The sequence below is a fragment of the Burkholderia pyrrocinia genome, assembly GCF_001028665.1.
GTDB lineage: Bacteria > Pseudomonadota > Gammaproteobacteria > Burkholderiales > Burkholderiaceae > Burkholderia > Burkholderia pyrrocinia.
The window spans coordinates 2,597,999-2,621,069 of record NZ_CP011504.1; the positions used below are offsets into that span (position 1 = coordinate 2,597,999).

The following is a 23,071-nucleotide window of genomic DNA, read 5'->3' on the forward strand; positions in this document are numbered from 1 at the left end:
ACGGACAAGATGCACGCGCACGCATCGGTATTCACCCTGCCTCGTCACGCACGATTGCGTATCGGCATCGCGTGCGCCCCGCGCGAGGTCACACTTCTGCAACGTTTCTTCAGTGTATTTCGCCGTGCTCGATTGACCGCAACGACGACTCGCACGCGCTGACGGCTGTCCAGCCTCGTCCGGCATGCGTTCCGATCTCGATGCGCGATAGAGCAAATCGCGTGTTCCGGCGTGTCCCGCCGAATACGGATACGTTCCTGAAACATTTCCGCCCGATTGCGACCCGCGTGACCGCCCGTGCGTGGCGGTGACGCTTTTCCCGCTTTGGTTTGCGGCGCATGGCACGCGCTTTGCGGTTGACCCGGTGCCGCTGGCGCAAACGAATTTCGCCAGAACGATGAGCGCATCTGCGGCATGCAACGACATCGATAGAAACGGGGAATCGGATCGGGTCGCGGGCGCCGCGTGTTGCGGCGCATGCGCCGCGCATGTCGTATCGGTCATGCGCACGGGGCAACGCGTTCCCGGTCCGTCGAACAGCAAGCTTGCTTGCAAGGTGTCGTGCCGGGGTTCGCACTGCGCATCGCGACGGAGGCCGCGTGCGTCGGGGCGGCGCGCCCGGCACATGTCGGGGGAGGCGCCCGTGAAAACGACAGCGAACCAATGGGCAGCGGTCGCGATGATGTTCGTCGCGAGTGCGCACGCGCAGGAGATCTACCTGCAGGGCGGCACGCAGGGCGTCGGCATCGGTGCGGCCGTGAGCTTCAATTCGATGCTGGGTGCCCATGCGGATTTCAATGCGATCGATCTTTCGCATGACTTCACGGTGGCCGGCAATCGCTATCAGGACGACCTGAAGCTGCGCCAGGGAGGCTTGTACGGGGATATCTTTCCGTGGCGGGGCAGCGGCTTCCGCGCGACGATCGGGCTGCGCTTCAACGACGATGAACTCCACGGCGTATCGGTGCCGACCAACGGCACTTACGCGTTCGGCGGCAAGCGCTTTCCGGCGTTGCCGGGGATGTATGCGGTCGCGGAAGCGCGCTATCCGACCGTGATGCCGTATGTCGGGATCGGCTACGGGCACCGGCCGGCGTCGAAAGGGCTGGGATTCGTCGCCGACGTCGGCGTCGCGTACGGGATCCCGAGATGTTCGTACACGCTGTCGCCGGAGCTGGCCGCCGCGGCCGGGCCGGCGAAGAGCCAGATCCTCGTCGCGAGCGGGCTCGACGAACTGCGGCGGGTGATGTCGCGCTATCGGTGGTACCCGGTCTTGCAGATCGGGATTTCGTATCGGTTCTGAGCGGTCGGGTTGCCGTTGTGCGTGCGGACCGGGGTATTGCCGATATTTGCCGATAAGGGTGTGGCGACGACTGCCTGCGATCCGGAACGCCTGGCCGGATGGGTCGAGGTTGCGTTGCGTGATCGACCCGGCGGCGGTGAATGAAGCCGCTCCGTGTGGGACTGCGCGTGAATGCGCAGCCCGTCCATCAACGCATAGCCATTCAGCCGTCTTTTCCGTCGTTCCGATCCGCCTTACCTTGGGGGCAGTAGTTCGACGTGTCGGGCGAGCGGCGGAAGCTGGAGGGATTCATGCCGGCTGCCGCCGTTCGCCGACGCCAACCACCGTCTTCCGTTCACGCATGACGATGATAGCAATGCTTGCAATTCACCGTCATGGCGCTATCATTGATAGCAACCTGGATGGAGGGACCTATGGCAAATCTTCTGGTGCGTAACGTGGATGACAGTATCGTTCAGAGCCTGCGCGAGCAGGCTGCGGCAAATGGCAGGAGTGCCGAGGCCGAACATCGGGCCATTCTGGCCGATGCGCTCGGCCGGCCGAAGCGAAGGACATTTGCGCAAGTGCTGATGAGCATGCCCGATGTTGGCGAAGACGCGGATTTCCAACGTGTTCAGGATTCCGGCGAGGTCAGGCGTGTTTTTGATTGATACGAACGTCATCAGCGAAATCAGGAAGGGCAAGCGAACCAACCGCGGCGTGCGGGCGTTCTTCAGGCAGGCCGAGGCCGACGCGAGCCCGCTTTACCTGTCCGTCGTGACGGTGGCCGAGCTTCGGCGCGGCGTCGACCTGATCCGTCATCGCGGCGATCACCCTCAAGCGTCGGCGCTCGAGGCATGGATGGCGACGATCCTGTCGGGCTATGCGCCGAACATCCTGCCGGTCGATATCGAGATCAGCCAGATGTGGGGGCATTTGCGCGTACCCGATCCGGCGCACGAACTCGACAAACTGATTGCGGCCACCGCGCTGATCAACGATCTCACGGTCGTCACGCGCAATGTCGACGATTTCGCTCGCACCGGCGTCCGGCTGCTGAACCCGTTCGACTAGCGTGGCCGCAGCGGTCAGCCGTCGCGCGAAGGCGATTCGGGCGGCGGCTGGCGAACCGGCTCACGCGCCACGCCGGCTCCCGTGATCGTGCGCGACACGACCGGCGTATTTCACCCGCCGCCAACGAATCCCCCTCCGTCACACCCCCCGCGCGGCAACCCCCGCCTTTTCCCGCCCGTCCTCTCGTCCCAACAGACGATGTAACACCACCCCCGACCGGCCAGAATCCTTTCACGAACAACGGATTCTGAACCAGGAGGAGGCCGACATGATCGATGTCCGTGCGCTTGGCTATGTCGTCGTCGAGGCGACGCGCGTCGATGCGTGGCGCCGCTACGCGGAAGACGTGCTGGGCATGCAGGCGCTCGACGCGCCCGACGGCGCGCTGTACCTGAAGATGGACGAGCGCGATTTCCGCTACGTGATCGTTCCCGGCGCGACCGACCGCTATTTCGCGTCCGGCTGGGAACTGCCCGACGGCGCCGCGTTCGACGCCGCACTCGCTGCGCTGCAGCGCGCGGGCGTCGAGCCGATCCGCGCGACGCCCGCCGAAGCCGCGCTGCGCCGCGTGCAGGCGATGGCGTGGTGCACCGACCCGTCCGGCAACCGCCACGAGCTGTACTGGGGCGCGCGCTGCGACTTCCGCCGCTTCGTGTCGCCGCTGGGCGTCGCGCGTTTCGTCACCGGCGACATGGGGCTCGGCCACGCGGTGCTGCCCGCGCCGCAGTTCGACGCGACCGACGCATTCGTGCGCGGCGTGCTCGGCTTCGAGCTGTCCGACATCTATCGCGTGAAATTCACGCCCGATCCGGCCGAACCCGAAAAACGCATCCACTTCATGCATTGCCGCAACGCACGCCATCACAGCCTCGCGCTGTTCGAGATGGCCGTGCCGTCGGGCTGCGTGCACGTGATGGCCGAAGTCGACTCGATGGACGAAGTCGGCCGCGCGCTGGATCGTGTCGCCGCGCACGACGTGAAGATGTCGGCGACGCTCGGCCGGCATTGCAACGACCAGATGATCTCTTTCTACATGAAGACCCCCGGCGGCTTCGATCTCGAATACGGCTTCGGCGGCCTCACGGTCGACTGGTCGAAGCACGCGGTATTCGAGGCCACCAAGGTGAGCCAGTGGGGCCACGATTTCAGCATCGGATACCGGTAAGCCAGCACGATGACGATGAAACCTCTCGACAAGACGATGTCCGCGCGCGACGTGATCGCGCAACTCGCCGACGGCATGACGATCGGCATCGGCGGATGGGGGCCGCGGCGCAAGCCGATGGCGCTGGTGCGCGAAATCGCGCGCTCGAACCTGAAGGACCTGACGATCGTCGCGTACGGCGGCGCCGATGTCGGCCTGCTGTGCGCGGCGGGCAAGGTCCGCAAGGTGGTGTTCGGCTTCGTGTCGCTCGACGTGATTCCGCTCGAACCGCATTTCCGTCGGGCGCGCGAGCAGGGCCGCATCGACGTGCTCGAACTCGACGAAGGGATGCTGCAGCTCGGCCTGCGCGCGGCCGCCGCGCGCCTGCCGTTCCTGCCGACGCGCGCCGGGCTCGGCACCGCGCTGCTCGATCACGCGCCGCAACTGCGCACGGTGAGCTCGCCGTACGACGACGGCGAGACGCTGCTGGCGATGCCGGCGATCGAACTCGACGTCGCGCTGCTGCACGTGAACGCGGCCGACCGGATGGGCAACACGCGCATCGACGGCCCCGATCCGTTCTTCGATGCATGGATGGCGCGTGCCGCGCAGCGCTGCTACGTGTCGGCGGAAACGGTCGACGCATCGCTCGCGACAGAAGACCTCGACGCCGCGAAACGCAACCCGTTCGAGCGCTCGCTCGTCACGGGCGTCGTGCACGCGCCGGGCGGCGCGCACCCGACGTCGTGCGGGCCGGCCTACGGCTGGGACCTGCCGCACCTGCGCGCGTACTGCGCCAGCGCGGAAGACGATGAGAAAGCGGCGGCGTACCTGCGCGACGTGGTCGGCCAGGACGAACGCCAGTATCTCGAAGGCGTCGGCGGCCTGCCGCATGTGACGACGCTGCCGTTGCCGATTCTGTAAAGGAGCGCCTGTGAGCGAATCTCTCGACCATTCCCTCGCGGAACTGATGATCGTCGCGTCCGCGCGACTCTGGCGCGACGACGGCGAAGTGCTGGCGACCGGCATCGGCACGGGCCCGCGGCTCGCGGCCGGCCTCGCGCGGCTCGCGTACAACAACGCGCTGATGCTGACCGACGGCGAAGCGTATCTCGTCGAGGAGCCGGTGCCGCTCGGGCCGCGCCCCGACGGCTATCGCGTGAAGGCGAGCGGCTGGATGACCTACGAACGCGTGTTCGACTGCCTGTGGCACGGCCGCCGCCATGCGCTCGTGATGCCGACGCAGATCGACCGCTTCGGCCAGGCCAATATCTCGTGGCTCGGCGCCGACTACGCGCATCCGAAGACCCAGCTGCTCGGCGCACGCGGCTTTCCCGGCAATTCGACGAACCACGCGAACTCGTTCTTCGTCAGCGGCCACGGCAAGCGCACGTTCGTCGCGGGCGAAGTCGACATGGTGTGCACGGTCGGCTACAACCCGGCGCGCCGGCTGCCCGGGATGAAGACCTTCGTCGACCTGCGCAGCATCGTCACCGACCTGTGCGTGATGGATTTCGGCGGGCCCGACCACGCGATCCGCGTGCGCTCGCTGCATCCGGGCGTGAGCTTCGACGAGGTGCAGGACGCGACGGGCTTCCCGCTGATCGCGCACCCGGAACTTGCCACGACGGCCGCGCCGAACGCGGAAGACCTGCGCATCGTCCGCGCGCTCGATCCGCACAACCTGCGCGCGACGATCGTGCGCAACAATCCGGCGCCGCGCCGGGGATGAGGTCCGACATGGAAGCGACCCAGGTGACGTTCGGCGACGGTGTCGTCGATTACGCGGTCGAAGGCGGCATCGCGACGATCACGATGAACCGCCCCGAGTATCACAACGCGCAGAACTCGAAGATGACGTATGCGCTCGACGCGGCGTTCCGGCGCGCGGCGCACGACGACGCGGTGAAGGCGATCGTGCTCGCGGGCGCCGGCAAGCACTTCTCGGCGGGCCACGACATCGGCACGCCGGGCCGCGACATCCACGAGTCGTTCGAGCGCGCGTCGCTGTGGTACGACCACGTCGACAAGGAAGGCGGCGAATTCCTCTATGCGCGCGAGCAGGAGGTGTACCTCGGGATGTGCCGGCGCTGGCGCGACCTGCCGAAGCCGACGATCGCGATGGTGCAGGGCGCGTGCATCGCGGGCGGGCTGATGCTCGCGTGGGTGTGCGACCTGATCGTCGCGTCGGAGGATGCGTTCTTCGCCGATCCGGTCGTGCGGATGGGGATCCCGGGCGTCGAGTATTTTGCGCATGCGTATGAGCTGAACCCGCGCATCGCGAAGGAATTCCTGTTCCTCGGCGAGCGGATGCCGGCCGAGCGCGCGTACCAGATGGGGATGGTCAACCGCGTGGTGCCGCGCGAGCGGCTGCGCGACGCGACCTACGCGATCGCCGCGAAGATCGCGACGATGCCGCGTCTCGGGCTCACGCTGACCAAGCAGGCGCTGAATCACGTCGAGGAGCTGCAAGGCAAGCGCGCTGCGATGGACGCGGCGTTCGCATGGCATCACTTTGCGCATGCGCACAACGAGCTCGTCAGCGGCGATCGCCTCGGTGGTTACGACGCGCGCAGCATGGCCAGTTCGCAGCGCCAGCCGAACGGCGCGGACCGCGGCGACGCGGCGGCGCCGGTCGCCGTCAACGGAGCCGCCGCATGAGCACGATGCTTCCTGGCCCGCTGCATACGCCGCTCTGCGACCTGCTCGGCTGCCGCTACCCGATCGTGCAGACCGCGATGGGCTGGGTCGCCGACGCGCGGCTCGTCGCGGCCACCTCCAATGCGGGCGGTTTCGGCTTCCTGGCCGGCGCGACGCTCGAACCGGATCAGGTCGAGGCCGAGATCCTGAAGGTGAAGTCGCTGACGGACCAGCCGTTCGGCATCAACTTCCACATGTTCCAGAAGAACGCCGCGCAGGTGGTCGATCTCGCGATCGAGCACCGGTTGCGCGCAGTGAGCTACGGCCGCGGGCCCGATGCGAAGACGATCCGCCGCTTCAAGGATGCCGGCATCGTCTGCATGCCGACCGTCGGTGCGCCGAAGCATGCGGCGAAGGCCGTCGAACTCGGCGCGGACGTCGTGACGGTGCAGGGCGCGGAAGGCGGCGGGCACACGGGCTCGGTGCCGACCACGCTGCTGCTGCCGAAGGTGCTCGACGCGGTGCGGGTGCCGGTCGTCGCGGCCGGCGGGTTCTTCGACGGGCGCGGGCTGGCTGCCGCGCTGGCATACGGCGCGGCCGGCATCGCGATGGGCACGCGCTTCCTGATGAGCGCCGAATCGCCGGTGCCGCGCGAGACGCTCGACCGCTATGTCGCGGTCGGCGACCCGGCGCGCATCCGCGTGTCGGACGCGCTCGACGGGCTGCCGCAACGGATGATCGACAACCCGTATCTGCTGAAGCTCGAACGCTTCGGCCGGCTGCGCCGCACGCTGTTCGCGCTGAAGACGGCCGACGCCTGGCGGCGCCAGAACGGGCTGCGCGCGAGCGACATGCTCGGCCTCGCGATCAAGGCGCTGCGCTCGCACGACTACACGGCAAGCCAGACGCTGATGGCCGCGAACGCGCCGTTCCTGATCCAGCGCGCGATTGTCGAGGGCCGCCCCGACGAAGGCGTGCTGCCGAGCGGCCAGGCGGCGGCGATGATCGGCGCGATCGAATCGTGCGACGCGCTGATCGCGCGGATCGTCGCGGAAGCCGGCGAGCGGCTCGACGCACTGGCCGCGCTGCGTGGCGCGGCGGCGGCGCAGACCGCATGAAGAACATCACAGGGAGGCAATGGAGATGACAGCATCCAATCACCCGGCCGGCGCGATGCCGTTCCGGATCGACCGCGCAGACGGCATCGCCGAACTGGTGATCGCGCATCCGCCCGTGAACGCGCTCGACGCGCAGGGCTGGCACGCGCTCTCCCGCGCGCTCGACGCGCTCGGCGAAGACGACGACGTGCGCGTGATCGTCGTGCGCGGCGAAGGCCGCGGCTTCTGCGCGGGCGTCGACATCAAGGAACTGGCTGCGCACCCGGAGCGGATCGTGGCGGTCAACGCCGGCAACTACGCGACGTTCCGCGCGGTGCACCGCAACCCGAAGCCGGTGATCGCGGCCGTGCACGGCTTCGTGCTCGGCGGCGGGATCGGCATCTGCGGCGCGGCGGACATCGTCGTCGCGGCCGATTGCGCGCGCTTCGGCGTGCCCGAGATCGACCGCGGCGCGATGGGCGGCGGCGCGCACCTGCAGCGGCTGTTCGGCGTGCAGAAGGTGCGCACGATGTACTTCACCGGCGAGATGATCGACGCGGCCGAAGCGTACCGGCTCGGCGCGGTCGAGCAGGTCGTCGCACGCGATGCGCTGCGCGACGCGGCGCTTGCGATCGCCCGCAAGATCGCGGACAAGAGCCCGGCGATGGTGCGGCTCGCAAAGGAGGCGCTGAACGGCGTCGAGGACGGCGATCTCGAGGACAAGTACCGCTGGGAGCAGGGCTTCACGCTGCAGGCGTACATGACGAACGACTCGACGGAGGCGCGCGCCGCGTTCGTCGAGAAGCGCGACGCGCGTTTCGACGCACCGGCCGAGGAGGCACGCGCATGAACCTGACCTACACGCCGCAACAGCAGGCGTTCCGCGCGGAGATCCGCGAATGGCTCGCGGCGCACGTGCCGCGCGAGCGGCTGCCGAGCTTCGACACCGAGGCAGGCTTCGCCGCGCACCGCGAATGGGAGCGCACGCTGCACTCGGGCCGCTGGAGCATGGTCACGTGGCCGCGCGAGCTGGGCGGGCGCGGCTGCGACCTGATTGAGTGGCTGATCTTCGAGGAAGAGTACTGGCGCGCCGATGCACCGATGCGCGTGAACCAGAACGGCATCTTCCTGCTCGGCCCGACGCTGATGGATTTCGGCACCGCGGAGCAGAAGGCGCGCTTCCTGCCCGCGATGGCGGCCGGCGAGCACGTGTGGGCGCAGGGCTGGTCGGAGCCGAACGCGGGCTCGGACATGGCCGCGATCCGCACGACGGCGGCCCGCATCGGCGACGAATACGTGCTGAACGGCCAGAAGATCTGGTCGACCCGCGCGGTGTGGGCCGACTGGCTGTTCGGGCTGTTCCGTAGCGATCCCGAATCGTCGCGCCACCACGGGCTCACGTTCCTGATGGTGCCGCTGTCCGCGCCGGGCATCACGGTGCGGCCGATCCGGCAACTGAACGGGCAGACGGGCTTCGCGGAAATCTTCTTCGACGACGTGCGCGTGCCGGTCGAGAACCGGCTCGCGGCCGAAGGCGCGGGCTGGCAGGTCGCGATGGCGACGGCCGGTTTCGAGCGCGGGCTGATGCTGCGTTCGCCCGCGCGTTTCCAGCGCACCGCGCAAGCGTTGCGCGACCTGTATCTCGCGCACCGCGACAGCGCGGACCGCGACCCGACGCTGCGCGAGCGCGTGGTGTCGGCATGGATGGATGCACAGGCGTATGCACTGTCGACCTACGCGACCGCGAGCCGGCTGCTGAAGGGCGGCCACATCGGCGCGGAGTCGAGCACCAACAAGGTGTTCTGGTCGGAGCTCGACCTGCGCATGCACCAGACGGCGCTCGACATCCTCGGCGCGCACGGCGAGGTCGTCCCGCAGACGGCCGCGCAGCACGCGACGCTCGGCCACTGGCTAGACGGCTTCCTGTTCGCGCAGGCCGGCACGATCTACGCGGGCACCAACGAGATCCAGCGCAACATCGTCGCCGAACGGATGCTCGGCATGCCGCGCGCGTAACGGCGCCGGCGACTCTCTCACTGAACGGACATCGTATGGATTTCGTATTCGATGAAGACCAGGAAGCGCTCGCGGACAGCGTGAAGCGCCTGCTGATGACCGAGATGACGCCCGAGCTGATCCGCGAGCTGTGGGCCACGCCGACCGGGCGCTCGGACGCACTCTGGGCGCTGTTCGCGTCGCAGGGGCTGACCGCCGTGTCGGTGCCAGAGGCACACGGCGGGCTCGGCCTGACCGAAGCGGAATGGGCGCTGCTCGCACAGACCTACGGTTATTTCGGCAGCCCCGAGCCGTTGCTCGACACGGCGCTCGTGTCGGCCGGCGTGCTCGCGCGGCTGCCCGCGAGCGACTGGCGCGACGCACTGCTGCGCGACATCGCCGAAGGGCGTGCGCGCGTCGCGCTCGTGCATCCGGTGAACCCGTATGCGGCCGACGTGCACGTCGCGCAAGTGCTGCTGTGCGAACACCGCGGCGAGCTGCACCGCGTCGACCCCGCGCAATGCGCGTGGCGCGCGGTGGACAGCGTCGACCCGTCGCGGCGCCTGTTCACGCTCGACTGGGAACCGTCGCCGGCCACGCGCATCGCGGGCGCCGCCGAGGCCGGGCCGCTACTGGATCGTGCGCTCGACCACGGTGCGTTCGCGGTCGCCGCGCAATTGCTCGGCCTTACGCAGCGCGTGCTCGACGTGGCGATCGACTACAGCGCGCAGCGCAAGCAGTTCGGCAAGGCGATCGGCTCGTACCAGGCGCTCAAGCATTTGCTCGCGGACGTCGCGATCCGCTACGAGTTCGCGCGGCCGGTGGTCGCGCGCGCCGCGCAGGCGATCGCCGACGATCACCCGCAGCGCGCGGTGTTCGTGTCGCACGCGAAGCTCGCGGCGATGTCGGCCGCGCAGCTGGCCGCGCGCCACTCGATGCAGGTGCACGGCGCGATCGGCTACACGTGGGAGCTCGACCTGCAAATCTTCATGAAGCGCATCTGGGCGCTCGCCGGCAGCTGGGGCGACAGCGCGTTCCACAAGGCCCGCGTAGCCGACGCGATCCTCGGCGATGCGTTGCCGATCGGCCCCGCGCAGACCTTCGACCTCGAGGAACCGAACTAATGAAACAAGCCTATATCGTCGACGCGCTGCGCACGCCGACCGGCCGCCGCAAGGGCGGGCTCGCGCACGTGCATGCGGCGGATCTCGGCGGCTTCGTGCTGAAGTCGCTCGTCGAACGCAACGCGATTCCGGCCGACGAATACGACGACGTGGTGTTCGGCTGCGTCGACACGATCGGCCCCCTCGCGGGCAATATCGCGCGCACCTGCTGGCTCGCGGCCGGGCTGCCGCTGCAGGTGCCGGGCGTGACGGTCGACCGCCAGTGCGGCTCGTCGCAGCAGGCCGTGCACTTCGCCGCGCAGGCCGTGATGAGCGGCGTGCAGGACGTCGTCGTCGCGGGCGGCGTGCAGACCATGACGCAGATCCCGATCTCGTCCGCGATGACCTGCGCGGCGCCGCTCGGCTTTACCGATCCGTTCTCGGGCAGCGTCGGCTGGCGCGCGCGCTTCGGCGATGCGCCGGTGTCGCAGTTCGTCGCCGCGCAGCGGATCGCCGATCACTGGAACCTGTCGCGCGACGCGATGGAGCGTTATGCGCTCGAAAGCCACCGCCGCGCGGTCGCGGCGATCGAGGCCGGCCATTTCAAGCGCGAAATCGTGCCGTTCGAAGGCGTGATGCATGACGAAACGCCGCGCCCCGACACGTCGCTGGAAAAGATGGCGACGCTCGAACCGCTCACGCCGGGCGGCTCGCTGACGGCCGCCGTCGCGAGCCAGACCTGCGATGCGGCCGCCGCGCTGCTGATCGTGTCGGAGGATGCGCTGAAACGCTACGGCCTCACGCCGCGCGCGCGGATCCATCACCTGAGCGTGCTCGGCGACGATCCGCTGTGGATGCTGACCGCACCGATCCCGGCGACTAAGGCCGCACTCGCGAAGAGCGGGCTCGACTGGTCGCAGATCGACGTCGTCGAGATGAACGAGGCGTTCGCGTCGGTCGCGCAGGCCTGGCTCGCCGACACGCGCTTCCCGCACGAAAAGACCAACCCGAACGGCGGCGGCATCGCGCTCGGCCATCCGCTCGGCGCGACCGGCGCACGGCTGATGACGACGCTGCTGCACGAGCTGGAGCGCACCGGCGGCCGCTACGGGCTGCAGACGATGTGCGAAGGCGGCGGTCTTGCGAACGTCACGATCATCGAGCGCCTGTGAGCGCGTCACTTTCACGATCCACGAGGCACCAGCATGGGAATCTGTAACGAACGCACCGTCATCATCACCGGCGCGGGCGGCGGGCTCGGGCGCGAATACGCGCTCGCGTTCGCGGCCGAAGGCGCGGCGGTCGTCGTCAACGACATCCGGCACGACGCCGCGCAGGCCGTGTGCGACGAGATCACCAAACGAGGCGGAAGCGGCGGCGGCCGCGCGCTTGCGAATTCGGACGACATCACGCGCGTCGACACCGCGCAGCGGATCGTCGACGCGGCACGCGAAGCGTTCGGCGACGTGCACGTGCTCGTCAACAACGCGGGCATCTGCCGCGACAAGATGTTCACGAGCATGACCGAGCAGGACTGGGACGACGTGATGCGCGTGCACCTGCGCGGTCACTTCTGCCTGTCGAGCGTGCTGGCGCGCGTGTGGCGCGATGCCGCGAAGGCCGGCCACGCGGTCGACGCGCGGATCGTCAACACGAGTTCGGGCGCCGGGCTGCAAGGCTCGATCGGCCAGTCGAACTACGGCGCGGCGAAGGCCGGGATCGCCGCGCTCACGCTGATGCAGGCGGCCGAGCTGCAGCGCTACGGCGTGCGCGTGAACGCGCTCGCGCCGGCCGCGCGCACGTCGATGACCGAAGGCGTGTTCGCCGACATGATGAAGAAGCCCGAGGACGGCGGTTTCGACTATTTCGATCCGGCCAACGTCGCGCCGCTGGTCGTGTGGCTCGGCAGTGCGCTGTCTGCCGACGTGACGGGCCAGGTGTTCGAGGTCGCGGGCGGGATGATCGCGGTCGCGGAAGGCTGGCGCACGGGCCCGCGCGTCGATCGCAGCGCGCGCTGGGCGGCGGCCGAGGTCGGCCCGGCGGTCGCGCAGTTGCTCGCCGATGCGCGACCCGCGCAGCGCGTGTACGGGAGCTGAGCGATGGATCTGGCGCTCACCGACGAACAGGCGATGATCCGCGATGCGGCAGCCGACGTGCTCGCCGAGCGCAGCGCGTCCGCCGACGTGCGACGCGCGCTCGAGCAGTCGGCCGGTCGCGACGACGCGCTGTGGGCCGCGCTCGCGGGCGAGCTCGGCTGGAACGCACTCGCGGTGCCGGAAGCGGCGGGCGGGCTCGGGCTCGGCGCGGTCGAGCAGGCGATGCTGATGGAACAGCTCGGCCGGCGTGTCGCGTGCGTGCCGTATTTTTCGACCGCGTGCCTCGCGGCGACCGCGCTGGCCGGCTGCGATACGCAGCTGGCGGCCGGCTGGCTTGCGAAGATCGCCGAAGGCGCGTGCAGCGCGACGCTGGCGCTGCCGTTCGACTGGCCGTTCGGCGAGCCAAGTGGCGCGCGGGTCGGCCGGCCATACGGCGGGCCGGGCGCCAATGCGTTCGGCGCATCGTTCGGCGACACGTTCGACGAACCGGCCAGTGCGCGACCGCTTCCGTTCATCGCGGAAGAAACCGCGGCTGGCTTCGCGTTGTCCGGCGTCGCGGCACAAGTGCTCGACGGTGCGCGGGCCGACCTGTTGCTGGTGCCGGCGCGGATCGCGAACGAAGGGCAGTCGGTCGGCCTGTTCGCGATCGACATGACCGCCGGCGCAGCCGGCGTTGCGGTGACGCCGCTCGACACGCTCGACGCGACGCGGCCGCTTGCACGGATTGCGATCGACGACGTGCGCGTGAGCCGCGACGCGCTGATCGCGGGCCGCGACGCGGCGCAGGTGCTCGAACGCACCGCATGGTTCGCGGCGCTCGCGCTGGCCGCCGAACAGCTTGGCGGCGCACAGCAATGCCTCGACCTGACGCTCGACTACACGAGCCAGCGCGTGCAGTTCGGCCGCGCGATCGCGTCGTTCCAGGCCGTCAAGCACCGTTGCGCGCAGATGATGGTGCTGATCGAATCGGCGCGCTCGGCCGTGCTCGGCGCCGCGCATGCATGGGACGCGGAAGCCGGCGCGACGCCGGGCGCCGCGCTGCGCGCCGACATCGCGGCCGCGAAGGTTGCCGCGAACGACGCGTATGCGTTCTGCGCGCAGGAGGCGATCCAGCTGCACGGCGGCGTCGGTTTCACGTGGGAATACGACCCGCATCTCTACTTCAAGCGCGCGCAGGCGTCGGGCGCGCAGTTTGGCAGCACGCCGCAACTGCTCGAATGGATCGCATGCCATGCGATCGACGGCGGCGTGGCGAACCGCGACGACACGCCCGCGGCGGCGGTTGCGCCGGTTGCGGTAGCCCGCCCGTCAGCCGCGCGCGCAGGAGCCCTGCAATGAACAGCGAAACGCATGATCAGCAATTGCGGCACGAAGTGGCCGACTGGGTGCAGTCGCACCTGACCGGCGAATTCGCGTGCCTGAAGTACCGCGGCGGCCCCGGCGACGAGGAAGCGTGGCCCGAACTGCGCAAGGCGTGGGAACGGCAGTTGGCGCAGGGCGGCTGGACCGGGCTCGGCTGGCCGACCGCTGCCGGCGGGCGCGGCTTCTCGGTCGCCGAACAGGTGATCTTCCACGAGGAATACGCGCGTGCGGGCGGCCCCGGCCGGATGGGTCATATCGGCGAAGGGCTGCTCGGGCCGACGCTGGTCGCGTGCGGCACCGACGACCAGCGCGCGCGCTTCCTGCCCGGCATCCTGGCCGGCACGCAGTTCTGGTGCCAGGGCTATTCGGAGCCGGGCGCGGGTTCGGATCTCGCGAACGTGCGCACGCGTGCCGAACAGGATGCGGACGGCACGTGGCGCGTCTACGGCCAGAAGGTATGGACGTCGCTCGCGCACGATTCCGACTGGATCTTCGTGCTCGCGCGCACCGATCCGGCGTCGAAGGGCAACAAGGGGTTGTCGTTCCTGCTGATGCCGCTCGACCAGCGGGGCATCGAGATCCGGCCGATCAAGCAGCTCAACGGCGGCGCGGAATTCAACGAAGTGTTTTTCGACGGCGCGCGCGCGGAAGCACGCGACCTCGTCGGTGCGCCGGGCGACGGCTGGCGGATCGCGATGACGCTGCTCGGCTTCGAGCGCGGGATGTCGACGCTCGGCCAGCAGATGCAGTTCGTCCGCGAGCTCGAATGGGTGATCGACGCCGCGCGCGAATCGGGCGCGGACCGCGATCCCGTGCTGCGCCAGCGGATCGGCCGCGCGTGGGCCGGGCTGCGCGTGATGCGCTACAACGCGCTGCGGATGCTGTCCGGCGCGGACGATGCAGACGCCAGCGCGCCGCTGCGCCGCGAGGCGCTGATCTACAAGTACTACTGGTCGAACTGGCACCGCGACCTCGGCCAGCTCGCGATGGACGCGCTCGGGCCGCGCGCGAACGTGATCGATCCGGCCGACGAGAAGCTCACCCATCTGCAGCGCGTATTCCTGTTCTCCCGTGCGGACACGATCTACGCCGGCACCAACGAAATCCAGCTCAACATCATGGCCGAGCGCGGGCTCGGCATGCCGAGAGAACCACGAGGTAACGCATGACCGAACCCCAGATCCAGAAGGCTCCCGCCTACGTACCGGGCCACCAACTGCTCGCCGGAAAATCGGTGCTGATCACGGCCGCCGCCGGCGCCGGCATCGGCTTCGCGGCCGCCCGCCGTTGCGCGGAGGAAGGCTGCCGCGCGCTGTTCATCTCCGACATCCACGAAAAGCGCCTCGAACAGGCGGTTCAGACGCTGCGCGCCGAAACGGGGCTGCAACAGGTCTACGGCCGCCTGTGCAACGTCGCGGTCGAAGCCGACGTGCAGGCGCTCGTCGCCGACGCGCAGGACCAGCTCGACGGCGTCGACGTGCTGATCAACAACGCCGGGCTCGGCGGGTCGACCCGCATCGTCGATATGGACGATGCCGAATGGTCGCGCGTGATCGACATTAGCCTGACCGGGACGTTCCGGATGACGCGCGCGATGCTGCCGCACATGCAGGCCCGAGGCCGCGGCGCGATCGTCAACAACGCATCGGTGCTCGGCTGGCGCGCGCAGGCGGAACAGGCGCACTACGCGGCGGCGAAAGCGGGCGTGATGGCGCTCACGCGCTGCGCGGCGCTCGAAGCGTCGCCGTACGGCGTGCGCATCAACGCGGTCGCGCCGAGCATCGCGATGCACGATTTTCTGAAGAAGTCGGCGCCGGCCGACTTGCTGAATCAACTGGCGTCGCGCGAAGCCTTCGGGCGCGCCGCCGAAGTCTGGGAGGTCGCGAACGTGATGGTGTTTCTTGCAAGCGATTACGCGTCGTACATGACCGGCGAAGTGCTGTCGGTCAGCAGCCAGCACGCATGATGAGCGCGACCCTCGACCCCGTGCGCGCGACGCCCCGCGTGTTCGCGCATCCCGGCGAACTCGCGGCCGCCGTCGGCGACACGCTCGGCGCGAGCGCGTGGCTCGCGATCGACCAGCTCCGCATCGACGGTTTCGCCGACGCGACCGGCGATCACCAGTGGGTGCACGTCGATCCGGTGCGCGCGAAGGACGGCCCGTTCGGCGCGTGCATCGCGCACGGCTACCTGACGCTGTCGCTCGTCAACCATTTCCTGCCGCAGATCGTGCGCATCGACGGCGCGCGGCTGGGCGTCAACTACGGTTGCGACAGGATCCGTTTCCCGGCACCGGTGAAGGTCGGCGCGCGCGTGCGCGGCGTCGGCGAACTGCTGCGCGTCGAGCCGCTCGAAGGCGGCGTGCAGGCGTGGATACGCGTGACCGTCGAGATCGAAGGCGAAGGCAAGCCCGGCTGCGTTGCCGACACCATCAGCCGTTACTACTTCTAGTTCCAGAGAGCCAGCCCATGGAAGACGCAGTCATCGTTTCCGTCGCACGCACGCCGATCGGCAAGGCGTTTCGCGGCATGTTCAACGACACCGAGGCGCCCGCGCTGGGCGGCCACGTCGTGCGCACGGCGCTCGACCGCGCGGGCGTCGCGCCGGCCGACGTCGACGACGTGCTGATCGGCTGTGCCGCGCAGCAGGGCACGCAGGGCTACAACATCGGCCGCCTGTCGGCCGCGGCGGCCGGGCTGCCGGCGTCGGTGCCCGGCATGGCGATCGACCGCATGTGCTCGTCGGGCCTGATGTCGATCGCGAGCGCCGCGCGCAGCATCGGCGCGGGCGACGCGCGGATCGTCGTCGCGGGCGGCGTCGAGTCGATCTCGCTCACGCAGAACAAGCACAAGAACGCGTATCGCGCGCGTTCGCAGGCCGTGCTCGACCACCAGCCGGCCGCGTACATCGCGATGATGGAAACGGCCGAGATCGTGTCGCGCCGCTACAGGATCTCGCGTGCCGCACAGGATGAATTCGCGCTGCAGAGCCACCAGCGCACCGCGCAAGCGCAGGCAGCAGGCCGCTTCAACGCGGAAATCGCGCCGCTCGACGTGCGGCGCGCGCTGTTCGACAAGGAAGGTAACCCGGCCGGCCACGAGGACGTACGCGCGGCCCGCGACGAAGGCGTGCGCGCCGACACGACGGCCGAACGGCTCGCGGGGCTGAAGCCGTCGTGGAGCGGCGGCAAGGTCGTCGAGCACGGCGAGTTCGTGACGGCCGGCAATGCGTCGCAGTTGTCGGATGGCGCGGCGGCCGTGGTCGTGATGTCGCGCAGCGAGGCGAAGCGCCGCGGGCTGACGCCGCTCGGTGCATTCCGCGGCCTGTCGGTGGCCGGCTGCGAGCCGGACGAAATGGGCATCGGCCCGGTGTTCGCGATTCCAAAGCTGCTGGAACGCTTCGGGATGACCGTCGGCGACATCGGGATGTGGGAACTGAACGAGGCGTTCGCGTGCCAGGCGCTGTACTGCCGCGACACGCTCGGCATTCCCGACGACCGGCTGAACGTGGACGGCGGCGCGATCGCGCTCGGCCATCCGTTCGGGATGTCGGGCACGCGGATGACGATGCACGCGCTGCTCGAAGGCGCGCGGCGCGGCGTGCGGCACGCGGTCGTGACGATGTGCATCGGCGGCGGGATGGGCGCAGCCGCGCTGTTCGAAGTCGGCGCGTAGCGGCACGCGGCACGCGGTAGGGCGGCCGGAGACGGCCGCACACCCATCAGGACGATTCGAGGCCGCGGCAACGACCGACGGCCCGGAGACTTGCAGGCGACGGATGTTGGCGCTTCGGCGCGAACCGCCGTCGCACGCAGACACAGGAGACAAGCGATGAAACGAACTTTGCCCGGACTCGCGATGTCGGCGCTGGTGCTCGGCGCCGCGCTGTTCGCGTTTTCGCCGCGCCCGCTGCCGGCGTTCCCGGTCACCGCGATCCATGCGGACCGGCTGCAGATCAACGGGCTCGCGAGGGCCGGCACGCGCATCGTCGCGGTTGGCGAACGCGGCGTGATCCTGCTGAGCGACGACACGGGCGGCCACTGGCGGCCGGCATCGGTCACGCCCGACGACGCGTCGACGCTCACGCAGGTGCGCTTCATCACGCCGACGCTCGGGATCGCGGTCGGCCACGACGGCCGGATCCTCCGCAGCGACGACGCGGGCGTGCACTGGCGCGAGGTGCACATGGACCGCGCGCATCCCGATCCGCTGCTGTCCGTGTGGGGTACCGCGGACGGCCCGCTGTTCGCGGCCGGCAGCTTCGGCCAACTGCTGCGCTCGGACGACGCCGGCATCAACTGGCAGACGGTCAAGACGCCGGCCGGCGACCGTCACCTGAACGCGATCGTCGGCGACGGCCACGGCAACCTGCTGATCGCGGGCGAGAGCGGCACGCTGCTGCGCTCGACCGACAACGGCGCCACGTGGGACAAGCTGCCGTCGCCGTATGCCGGTTCGCTGTTCGGCGCGCTGATGCTCGCGAACGGCGACTGGGTCGCGTACGGGATGCGCGGCAACGTGTTGCGCAGCACCGATAGCGGCACGACCTGGACGCATGTCGACAGCCACGTGCCGGTGTCGTACTTCGGCGCGACCCAGCTCGGCGACGGCGAACTCGTGCTGGTCGGCCAGGGCGGTGCGATCGTCGCGTCGCGCGACGGCGGGCTGACGTTCGACGTGCGCAAGCTCGGCGGCGTGCAGAGCCTCGCGGCCGTGCTCGACATGGGCCACGGCGCGCTGCTGCTCGGCGGCGAGGCCGGCGTCGCGCCGCTCGCCGCGTCGCCGTCCTGATGCGCGGCGGCCCGGCCGTCTGCTTCCGTTCGTTTCGCATCGTCCGCACCGACAAGAGAATCCCATGAACGACCTGTCACGCCCCCCTGAAGCCGTTCCCGCGTCGCGCCTCGCCGCGTTCGTCGCGCGCTGCGCCAACACGATCATTCGCCGGCGCCGGCTGCTGATGCTGCTCTGCGTGGCCGTGACGCTCGCGCTCGGGCTGTCCGCGACGCGCCTGAAGCTCGACCCGGGCTTCAACAAGATGATCCCGATGCAGCACCCGTACATGCAGGTGTTCGAGCGCTATGCGGGCGCGTTCCCCGGCGCGAACACGATCCTCGTGAGCCTGCGCTGGAAGGGCGACGGCGACATCTACAACCAGACGTTCATGGACGCGCTGCGCCATGCGACCGACGACGTGTTCTTCATCCCCGGCGTGAACCGTTCGCGCGTGTTCTCGCTGTTTACGCCGAACGTCCACTACACCGAGGTGACCGAGGCCGGCTTTCGTGGCGACGTGGTCGTGCCCGGCCAGTTCTCGAGCGCGAACCCGGACGATCTCGCCAAGGTGCGCCGCAACGTCGCGCGTTCCGGGCAGATCGGCCGGCTCGTCGGCAACGACCTGAAGTCGGCGCTGATCCGCGCCGAGCTGCGCGAGACCGACCCGGCGACCGGCAAGCGGCTCGACTACAGCGCGGTCGCACGTCAACTCGAGGAGATTCGCGCGCGGTACGCGAAGCAGGGCATCGACGTGAACATCATCGGCTTCGCGAAACTGGTCGGCGACGTCGAGAGCGGCATCGCGGGCGTGATGGCGTTCTTCGCGCTCGCGTTCCTCGTGACGGCCGCGCTGCTGTTCGCTTACACGCGCTCGCTGAAGACCACCGTGCTGGCGCTCGTCGTCGCGCTGCTGCCGGTCGTGTGGCTGCTCGGCGCGCTGCCGCTGCTCGGGCTCGGCATCGACCCGATGTCGATCCTCGTGCCGTTCCTGATCTTCTCGATCGGCGTGTCGCACGCGGTGCAGATGACCAACGCATGGAAGCAGGCACTGGTGCGCGGCGCGTCGTCGGTCGATGCCGCGCGCGACGCGTTTCGCAAGCTGTTCGTGCCGGGCACCGTCGCGCTGCTGACCAACGCGCTCGGCTTCATGGTGATCATGCGGATCAAAATCGACATCGTGCGCGAACTCGGCATCACCGCGTGCCTCGGCGTGCTGCTGATGATCGTCACGAACAAGGTGTTCCTGCCGATCCTGCTGTCGTACACGCGGCTCGAACGCGGCACGCTGGCGCGTGCACAGCGCACGGCGGCGGCCGGCGGCAGCCCGATGTGGTCGCGCTTCGCGGTGTTCGCGCGGCCGGCGCCCGCGCTCGGCGTGTTCGCGGTGGCGCTCGCGCTGCTCGCGTACGGCACGCTCGAATCGCGCAAGCTGGAGATCGGCGACATCGGCACCGGCGCGCCGGAGCTGCGCACGAACTCGCGCTACAACATCGACAACGCGGCGATCACGCACCAGTACAACATCGGCGTGGACGTGCTGTCGGTGATCGTCGAGACGACCGGCTTCGACGACGCGTGCCTGCATTACCCGGTGATGAGCGCGATCGAGAAGTTCGAGATGAACATGCGCGGCGTGGCCGGCGTGCAGTCGGTGACGAGCGTGTCGTCGCAGGGCAAGGTGTTCATCGCCGCGTTCAACGAAGGCAACCCGCGCTGGGCCGCGCTGCCGCGTTCCAGCGACGGGCTCACGCAGGGTTCCAACGCGTTCGACCCCGACAACGGGATGAACACCGCGAACTGCAAGGCGATCCAGGTGCTGATCTACACGAAGAACCACGAAGGCACGACCATCGCGCACATCGTCGACGAGATCAAGCGCTTCGCGGCCGAAAACCCGACGCCGAACGTCGCGCTCCGGCTCGCGGGCGGCAACGTCGGCGTGATGGCCGCGACCAACGAGGCCGTCGGCGATGCGGAGATCGCGATGCTGCTGTCGATCTTCGGCGCGATCGCGCTGCTGTGCGCGCTCACGTTCCGCTCGTGGCGCGCGGTGCTGTGCATCGTCGTGCCGCTCACGCTCGTGTCGATCCTGTGCAATGCGGTGATGGCGCGGCTCGGCATCGGGCTGAAGGTCGCGACGCTGCCGGTGATCACGCTCGGCGTGGGCGTCGGCGTCGACTACGGGATCTACCTGTACGAGCGCCTGCAGCACGACCTCCGCCACGGCGCGACGCTGCCGGACGCGTTTGCCGACGCGATGCGCCAGCGCGGCACCGCGGCGCTGTTCACGGCCGTCACGATGTTCATCGGCGTCGGCACGTGGGCGTTCTCCGCGCTGAAGTTCCAGGTCGACATGGGCGTGCTGCTCGCGTTCATGTTCCTCGTGAACCTGTTCGGCGCGGTGTTCCTGCTGCCCGCGCTCGCCGCGTGGCTCGGCGTCGAGCGTGCCGAGCGCCGCATGCAGCAGGCGCAGCCGTCGCCGGCGGCCGCGCCGCAATTGCAGCCGGCCCGCGCGCTCGAACACGGCAATCCGATGCGCTGAACCGCGCACCCCCAAATTTCCCCCGCGCGCGGCTGGCCGCCGCGCGCTCTCCAAAAGAGGAGTCAACCCACATGTCCGCACGCCCCTACAAGATCGAAGCCCAGCCGCTCGCGCAGCGCTATGCGCGCGGCTGGCACTGCCTCGGGCTCGCCCGCGACTACAAGGACGGCAAGCCGCATACGCTGAACGTGTTCGGCCGCAAGCTGGCCGCGTTCGCCGATTCGACCGGCAAGGTCAACGTCGTCGACGCCTACTGCCCGCACATGGGCGCCGACCTGAGCCTCGGCACGGTCCAGGGCGACAACCTCGTGTGCCCGTTCCACGGCTGGGCCTGGAGCGGCGAGGGGCAGTGCGCATCGATCCCGTATTGCAAGCGGATTCCGCCGAAGGCGCGCATCGGCGCATGGCCGACCTGCGAGGAAAACAACCTGCTGTTCGTGTGGAACGACCCGGAAGGCAACGCGCCGCCGGCCGACGTCGCGATTCCGCGCCTCGACGTGTGCTTCTCCGACGAATGGTCGGACTGGGTCGTCGACAAGATGGTGATCCAGGCCAACTGCCGCGAGCTGGTCGACAACATCTCGGACGTCGCGCACTTCGCGACCGTGCACCGCGCGCCGATCGACTACTTCGCGAACCTGTTCGAGGATCACAAGGCGACGCAGCTGATGGTCGGCCGCAGCGAGAAGCTCGGCGGCGACAGCCTGACCGCGCTGTCGACGTATTTCGGGCCGGCCGTGCACATCACGCAGATGACGGGGCAGAGCAACGGGCAGCCGATCCATTCGGTGCTGCTGAACTGCCACGTGCCGATCGACATGAACAGCTTCGAGCTGCGATACGGCGTGATCGTGAAGAAGGTGGCCGGGCTGACCGACGAGCAGAACCTGGAGATCGCGAACGCGTACGTGAAGGAAGCGCAGCGCGCGTTCTACGAGGACGTCGACATCTGGCACAGCAAGACGCGGATCGACAACCCGCTGCTGTGCGAAGGCGACGGGCCGCTGTACCAGATGCGCGACTGGTATTCGCAGTTCTATCTGGACGTGGCCGACGTGCGGCCGACGAGCGTCGCGCGTAAGGCATTTGAAATGCGGATTCGCGACGGCGCCGAGCCGCCGGTGCTGCATCACGTGTTCGAGCCGCAGTAAAAACCGGCGGGCCGGCCGAAAATCGGGGGCGTATCGAAATAGGTTCCGTCGGCCGGCAACACCCGCCAGATAAGGCGCGCGCGTCGCCCGCGCGCGCGCGTCGCACCGAAAGAGCTTGACGGAACGGCTGCTACCGCGTAGTGTCCGTGACCGAAGTGTTCAAGAAGTTCGATTGCTCATCATTGGCCGCACTCCGTGCGGCAGTCGTTGGTCTCTCCCTCTTTGATTCTTTCTGTGCCCGTCGCGGGCGCATGTTCAATTATTCGTATTAAGGAAGTATTTGTGGATACCGGTACCGTCAAGTGGTTCAACGAAACCAAGGGCTTTGGTTTCATCTCCCCCGACAACGGCGGCGACGATCTGTTCGCCCATTTCTCCGAAATTCGCGGCACGGGCTTCAAGACCCTGGCCGAAGGCCAGAAGGTCAGCTTCGAAGTGAAGCGCGGCCCGAAGGGTCTGCAAGCGTCGAACATCACGCCGCAGTAAGCCGCATCGGCACCGGCCGCCGATCGGCGGCGGGTGCCGGATGGAGTTTCGCGCGGGGCGCCGCTGTTCCGGCGGCCTGCGCGTTCCGATGCGCACGACCGATGCATCGCGACATTCTCGATGCATCGGTCGTGACGCCTCCCTCATCGCATGCGTGACCCGCGTGCGACACAACGCCCTCGCGAAGCGCCCGCCGCTTCGCCAGCGCATCACCGCTTCAACGCATCAACCCGAGCAGACCGACGCCATGCCGTAGCAGCCGGCGCGGTCCCGACTACTTGCGCGGCGCTCATCGCGCCGCCGCCACCGACCGCCCGAACGCCGCAA

At 68.9% G+C, this 23,071-nt stretch carries 22 protein-coding genes; all 22 read left to right on the forward strand.

Features of this window, described 5'->3' with window-relative positions; translation table 11 throughout:
- Positions 1 to 643: 643 nt before the first annotated feature.
- On the forward strand, positions 644 to 1,303 hold the full coding sequence (locus tag ABD05_RS27665; protein WP_047903847.1) for a hypothetical protein: 660 nt from the start codon (positions 644 to 646) through the stop codon (positions 1,301 to 1,303).
- Between the two features lie 413 nt (positions 1,304 to 1,716).
- Positions 1,717 to 1,953 carry a FitA-like ribbon-helix-helix domain-containing protein gene (locus ABD05_RS27670; protein WP_014899176.1) on the forward strand — a complete coding sequence of 79 codons (237 nt, stop codon included), beginning with the start codon at positions 1,717 to 1,719 and terminating at the stop codon, positions 1,951 to 1,953.
- Positions 1,940 to 2,356, forward strand: coding sequence for a type II toxin-antitoxin system VapC family toxin (locus tag ABD05_RS27675; RefSeq protein ID WP_238594138.1), 417 nt, complete (start codon positions 1,940 to 1,942; stop codon positions 2,354 to 2,356). The genes ABD05_RS27670 and ABD05_RS27675 overlap by 14 nt, the downstream gene beginning before the upstream one ends.
- Before the next feature lie 268 nt (positions 2,357 to 2,624).
- Positions 2,625 to 3,521 carry a VOC family protein gene (locus ABD05_RS27680; RefSeq protein WP_047903146.1) on the forward strand — a complete coding sequence of 299 codons (897 nt, stop codon included), beginning with the start codon at positions 2,625 to 2,627 and terminating at the stop codon, positions 3,519 to 3,521.
- Positions 3,522 to 3,530: 9 nt separating this feature from the next.
- Entirely contained in the window at positions 3,531 to 4,424 is an 894-nt protein-coding gene (locus ABD05_RS27685) for a CoA transferase subunit A (protein ID WP_047903147.1), read from the forward strand.
- A gap of 10 nt (positions 4,425 to 4,434) precedes the next feature.
- Positions 4,435 to 5,232 carry a CoA-transferase subunit beta gene (locus tag ABD05_RS27690; protein ID WP_047903148.1) on the forward strand — a complete coding sequence of 266 codons (798 nt, stop codon included), beginning with the start codon at positions 4,435 to 4,437 and terminating at the stop codon, positions 5,230 to 5,232.
- An 8-nt stretch (positions 5,233 to 5,240) separates the two neighbouring features.
- Positions 5,241 to 6,161 (forward strand): enoyl-CoA hydratase, encoded by a 921-nt coding sequence (locus ABD05_RS27695; protein ID WP_047903149.1) that lies wholly within the window; start codon positions 5,241 to 5,243, stop codon positions 6,159 to 6,161.
- On the forward strand, positions 6,158 to 7,258 hold the full coding sequence (locus ABD05_RS27700) for an NAD(P)H-dependent flavin oxidoreductase (protein ID WP_047903150.1): 1,101 nt from the start codon (positions 6,158 to 6,160) through the stop codon (positions 7,256 to 7,258). The genes ABD05_RS27695 and ABD05_RS27700 overlap by 4 nt, the downstream gene beginning before the upstream one ends.
- A gap of 19 nt (positions 7,259 to 7,277) precedes the next feature.
- Entirely contained in the window at positions 7,278 to 8,087 is an 810-nt protein-coding gene (locus ABD05_RS27705) for an enoyl-CoA hydratase family protein (protein ID WP_047903151.1), read from the forward strand.
- Positions 8,084 to 9,253 carry an acyl-CoA dehydrogenase family protein gene (locus ABD05_RS27710; RefSeq protein ID WP_047903152.1) on the forward strand — a complete coding sequence of 390 codons (1,170 nt, stop codon included), beginning with the start codon at positions 8,084 to 8,086 and terminating at the stop codon, positions 9,251 to 9,253. The genes ABD05_RS27705 and ABD05_RS27710 overlap by 4 nt, the downstream gene beginning before the upstream one ends.
- A gap of 35 nt (positions 9,254 to 9,288) precedes the next feature.
- On the forward strand, positions 9,289 to 10,356 hold the full coding sequence (locus ABD05_RS27715) for an acyl-CoA dehydrogenase family protein (RefSeq protein ID WP_047903153.1): 1,068 nt from the start codon (positions 9,289 to 9,291) through the stop codon (positions 10,354 to 10,356).
- Positions 10,356 to 11,507 (forward strand): acetyl-CoA C-acetyltransferase, encoded by a 1,152-nt coding sequence (locus tag ABD05_RS27720; RefSeq protein ID WP_047903154.1) that lies wholly within the window; start codon positions 10,356 to 10,358, stop codon positions 11,505 to 11,507. The genes ABD05_RS27715 and ABD05_RS27720 overlap by 1 nt, the downstream gene beginning before the upstream one ends.
- Positions 11,508 to 11,540: 33 nt before the next feature.
- Positions 11,541 to 12,431: an SDR family oxidoreductase gene (locus ABD05_RS27725; protein WP_047903155.1), complete on the forward strand. Its 891-nt coding sequence runs from the start codon at positions 11,541 to 11,543 to the stop codon at positions 12,429 to 12,431.
- 3 nt (positions 12,432 to 12,434) lie between these two features.
- The gene (locus ABD05_RS27730; protein WP_047903156.1) at positions 12,435 to 13,769 is read left to right on the forward strand and encodes an acyl-CoA dehydrogenase family protein; all 1,335 of its coding nucleotides are present in this window, start codon (positions 12,435 to 12,437) and stop codon (positions 13,767 to 13,769) included.
- Positions 13,766 to 14,962: an acyl-CoA dehydrogenase family protein gene (locus ABD05_RS27735; RefSeq protein ID WP_047903157.1), complete on the forward strand. Its 1,197-nt coding sequence runs from the start codon at positions 13,766 to 13,768 to the stop codon at positions 14,960 to 14,962. Before ABD05_RS27730 ends, ABD05_RS27735 begins: the two co-directional genes overlap by 4 nt.
- The gene (locus tag ABD05_RS27740; protein WP_047903158.1) at positions 14,959 to 15,759 is read left to right on the forward strand and encodes an SDR family oxidoreductase; all 801 of its coding nucleotides are present in this window, start codon (positions 14,959 to 14,961) and stop codon (positions 15,757 to 15,759) included. Before ABD05_RS27735 ends, ABD05_RS27740 begins: the two co-directional genes overlap by 4 nt.
- The gene (locus ABD05_RS27745; protein WP_047903848.1) at positions 15,759 to 16,244 is read left to right on the forward strand and encodes a MaoC family dehydratase; all 486 of its coding nucleotides are present in this window, start codon (positions 15,759 to 15,761) and stop codon (positions 16,242 to 16,244) included. Before ABD05_RS27740 ends, ABD05_RS27745 begins: the two co-directional genes overlap by 1 nt.
- 17 nt (positions 16,245 to 16,261) lie before the next feature.
- Positions 16,262 to 17,467, forward strand: a complete 1,206-nt coding sequence (locus tag ABD05_RS27750; RefSeq protein WP_047903159.1) for an acetyl-CoA C-acyltransferase — start codon at positions 16,262 to 16,264, stop codon at positions 17,465 to 17,467.
- 156 nt (positions 17,468 to 17,623) lie between these two features.
- A complete protein-coding gene (locus ABD05_RS27755) occupies positions 17,624 to 18,583 on the forward strand; it encodes a WD40/YVTN/BNR-like repeat-containing protein (RefSeq protein WP_047903160.1) in 960 nt (319 codons plus the stop codon).
- Positions 18,584 to 18,647: 64 nt separating this feature from the next.
- Complete coding sequence (locus ABD05_RS27760; RefSeq protein ID WP_047903161.1) at positions 18,648 to 21,107, forward strand: efflux RND transporter permease subunit; 2,460 nt, start codon at positions 18,648 to 18,650, stop codon at positions 21,105 to 21,107.
- 71 nt (positions 21,108 to 21,178) lie between these two features.
- Positions 21,179 to 22,258: a 3-ketosteroid-9-alpha-monooxygenase, oxygenase component gene (locus ABD05_RS27765; RefSeq protein WP_047903162.1), complete on the forward strand. Its 1,080-nt coding sequence runs from the start codon at positions 21,179 to 21,181 to the stop codon at positions 22,256 to 22,258.
- 282 nt (positions 22,259 to 22,540) lie between these two features.
- Complete coding sequence (locus ABD05_RS27770) at positions 22,541 to 22,744, forward strand: cold-shock protein (protein WP_006483056.1); 204 nt, start codon at positions 22,541 to 22,543, stop codon at positions 22,742 to 22,744.
- Positions 22,745 to 23,071 lie beyond the last annotated feature (327 nt).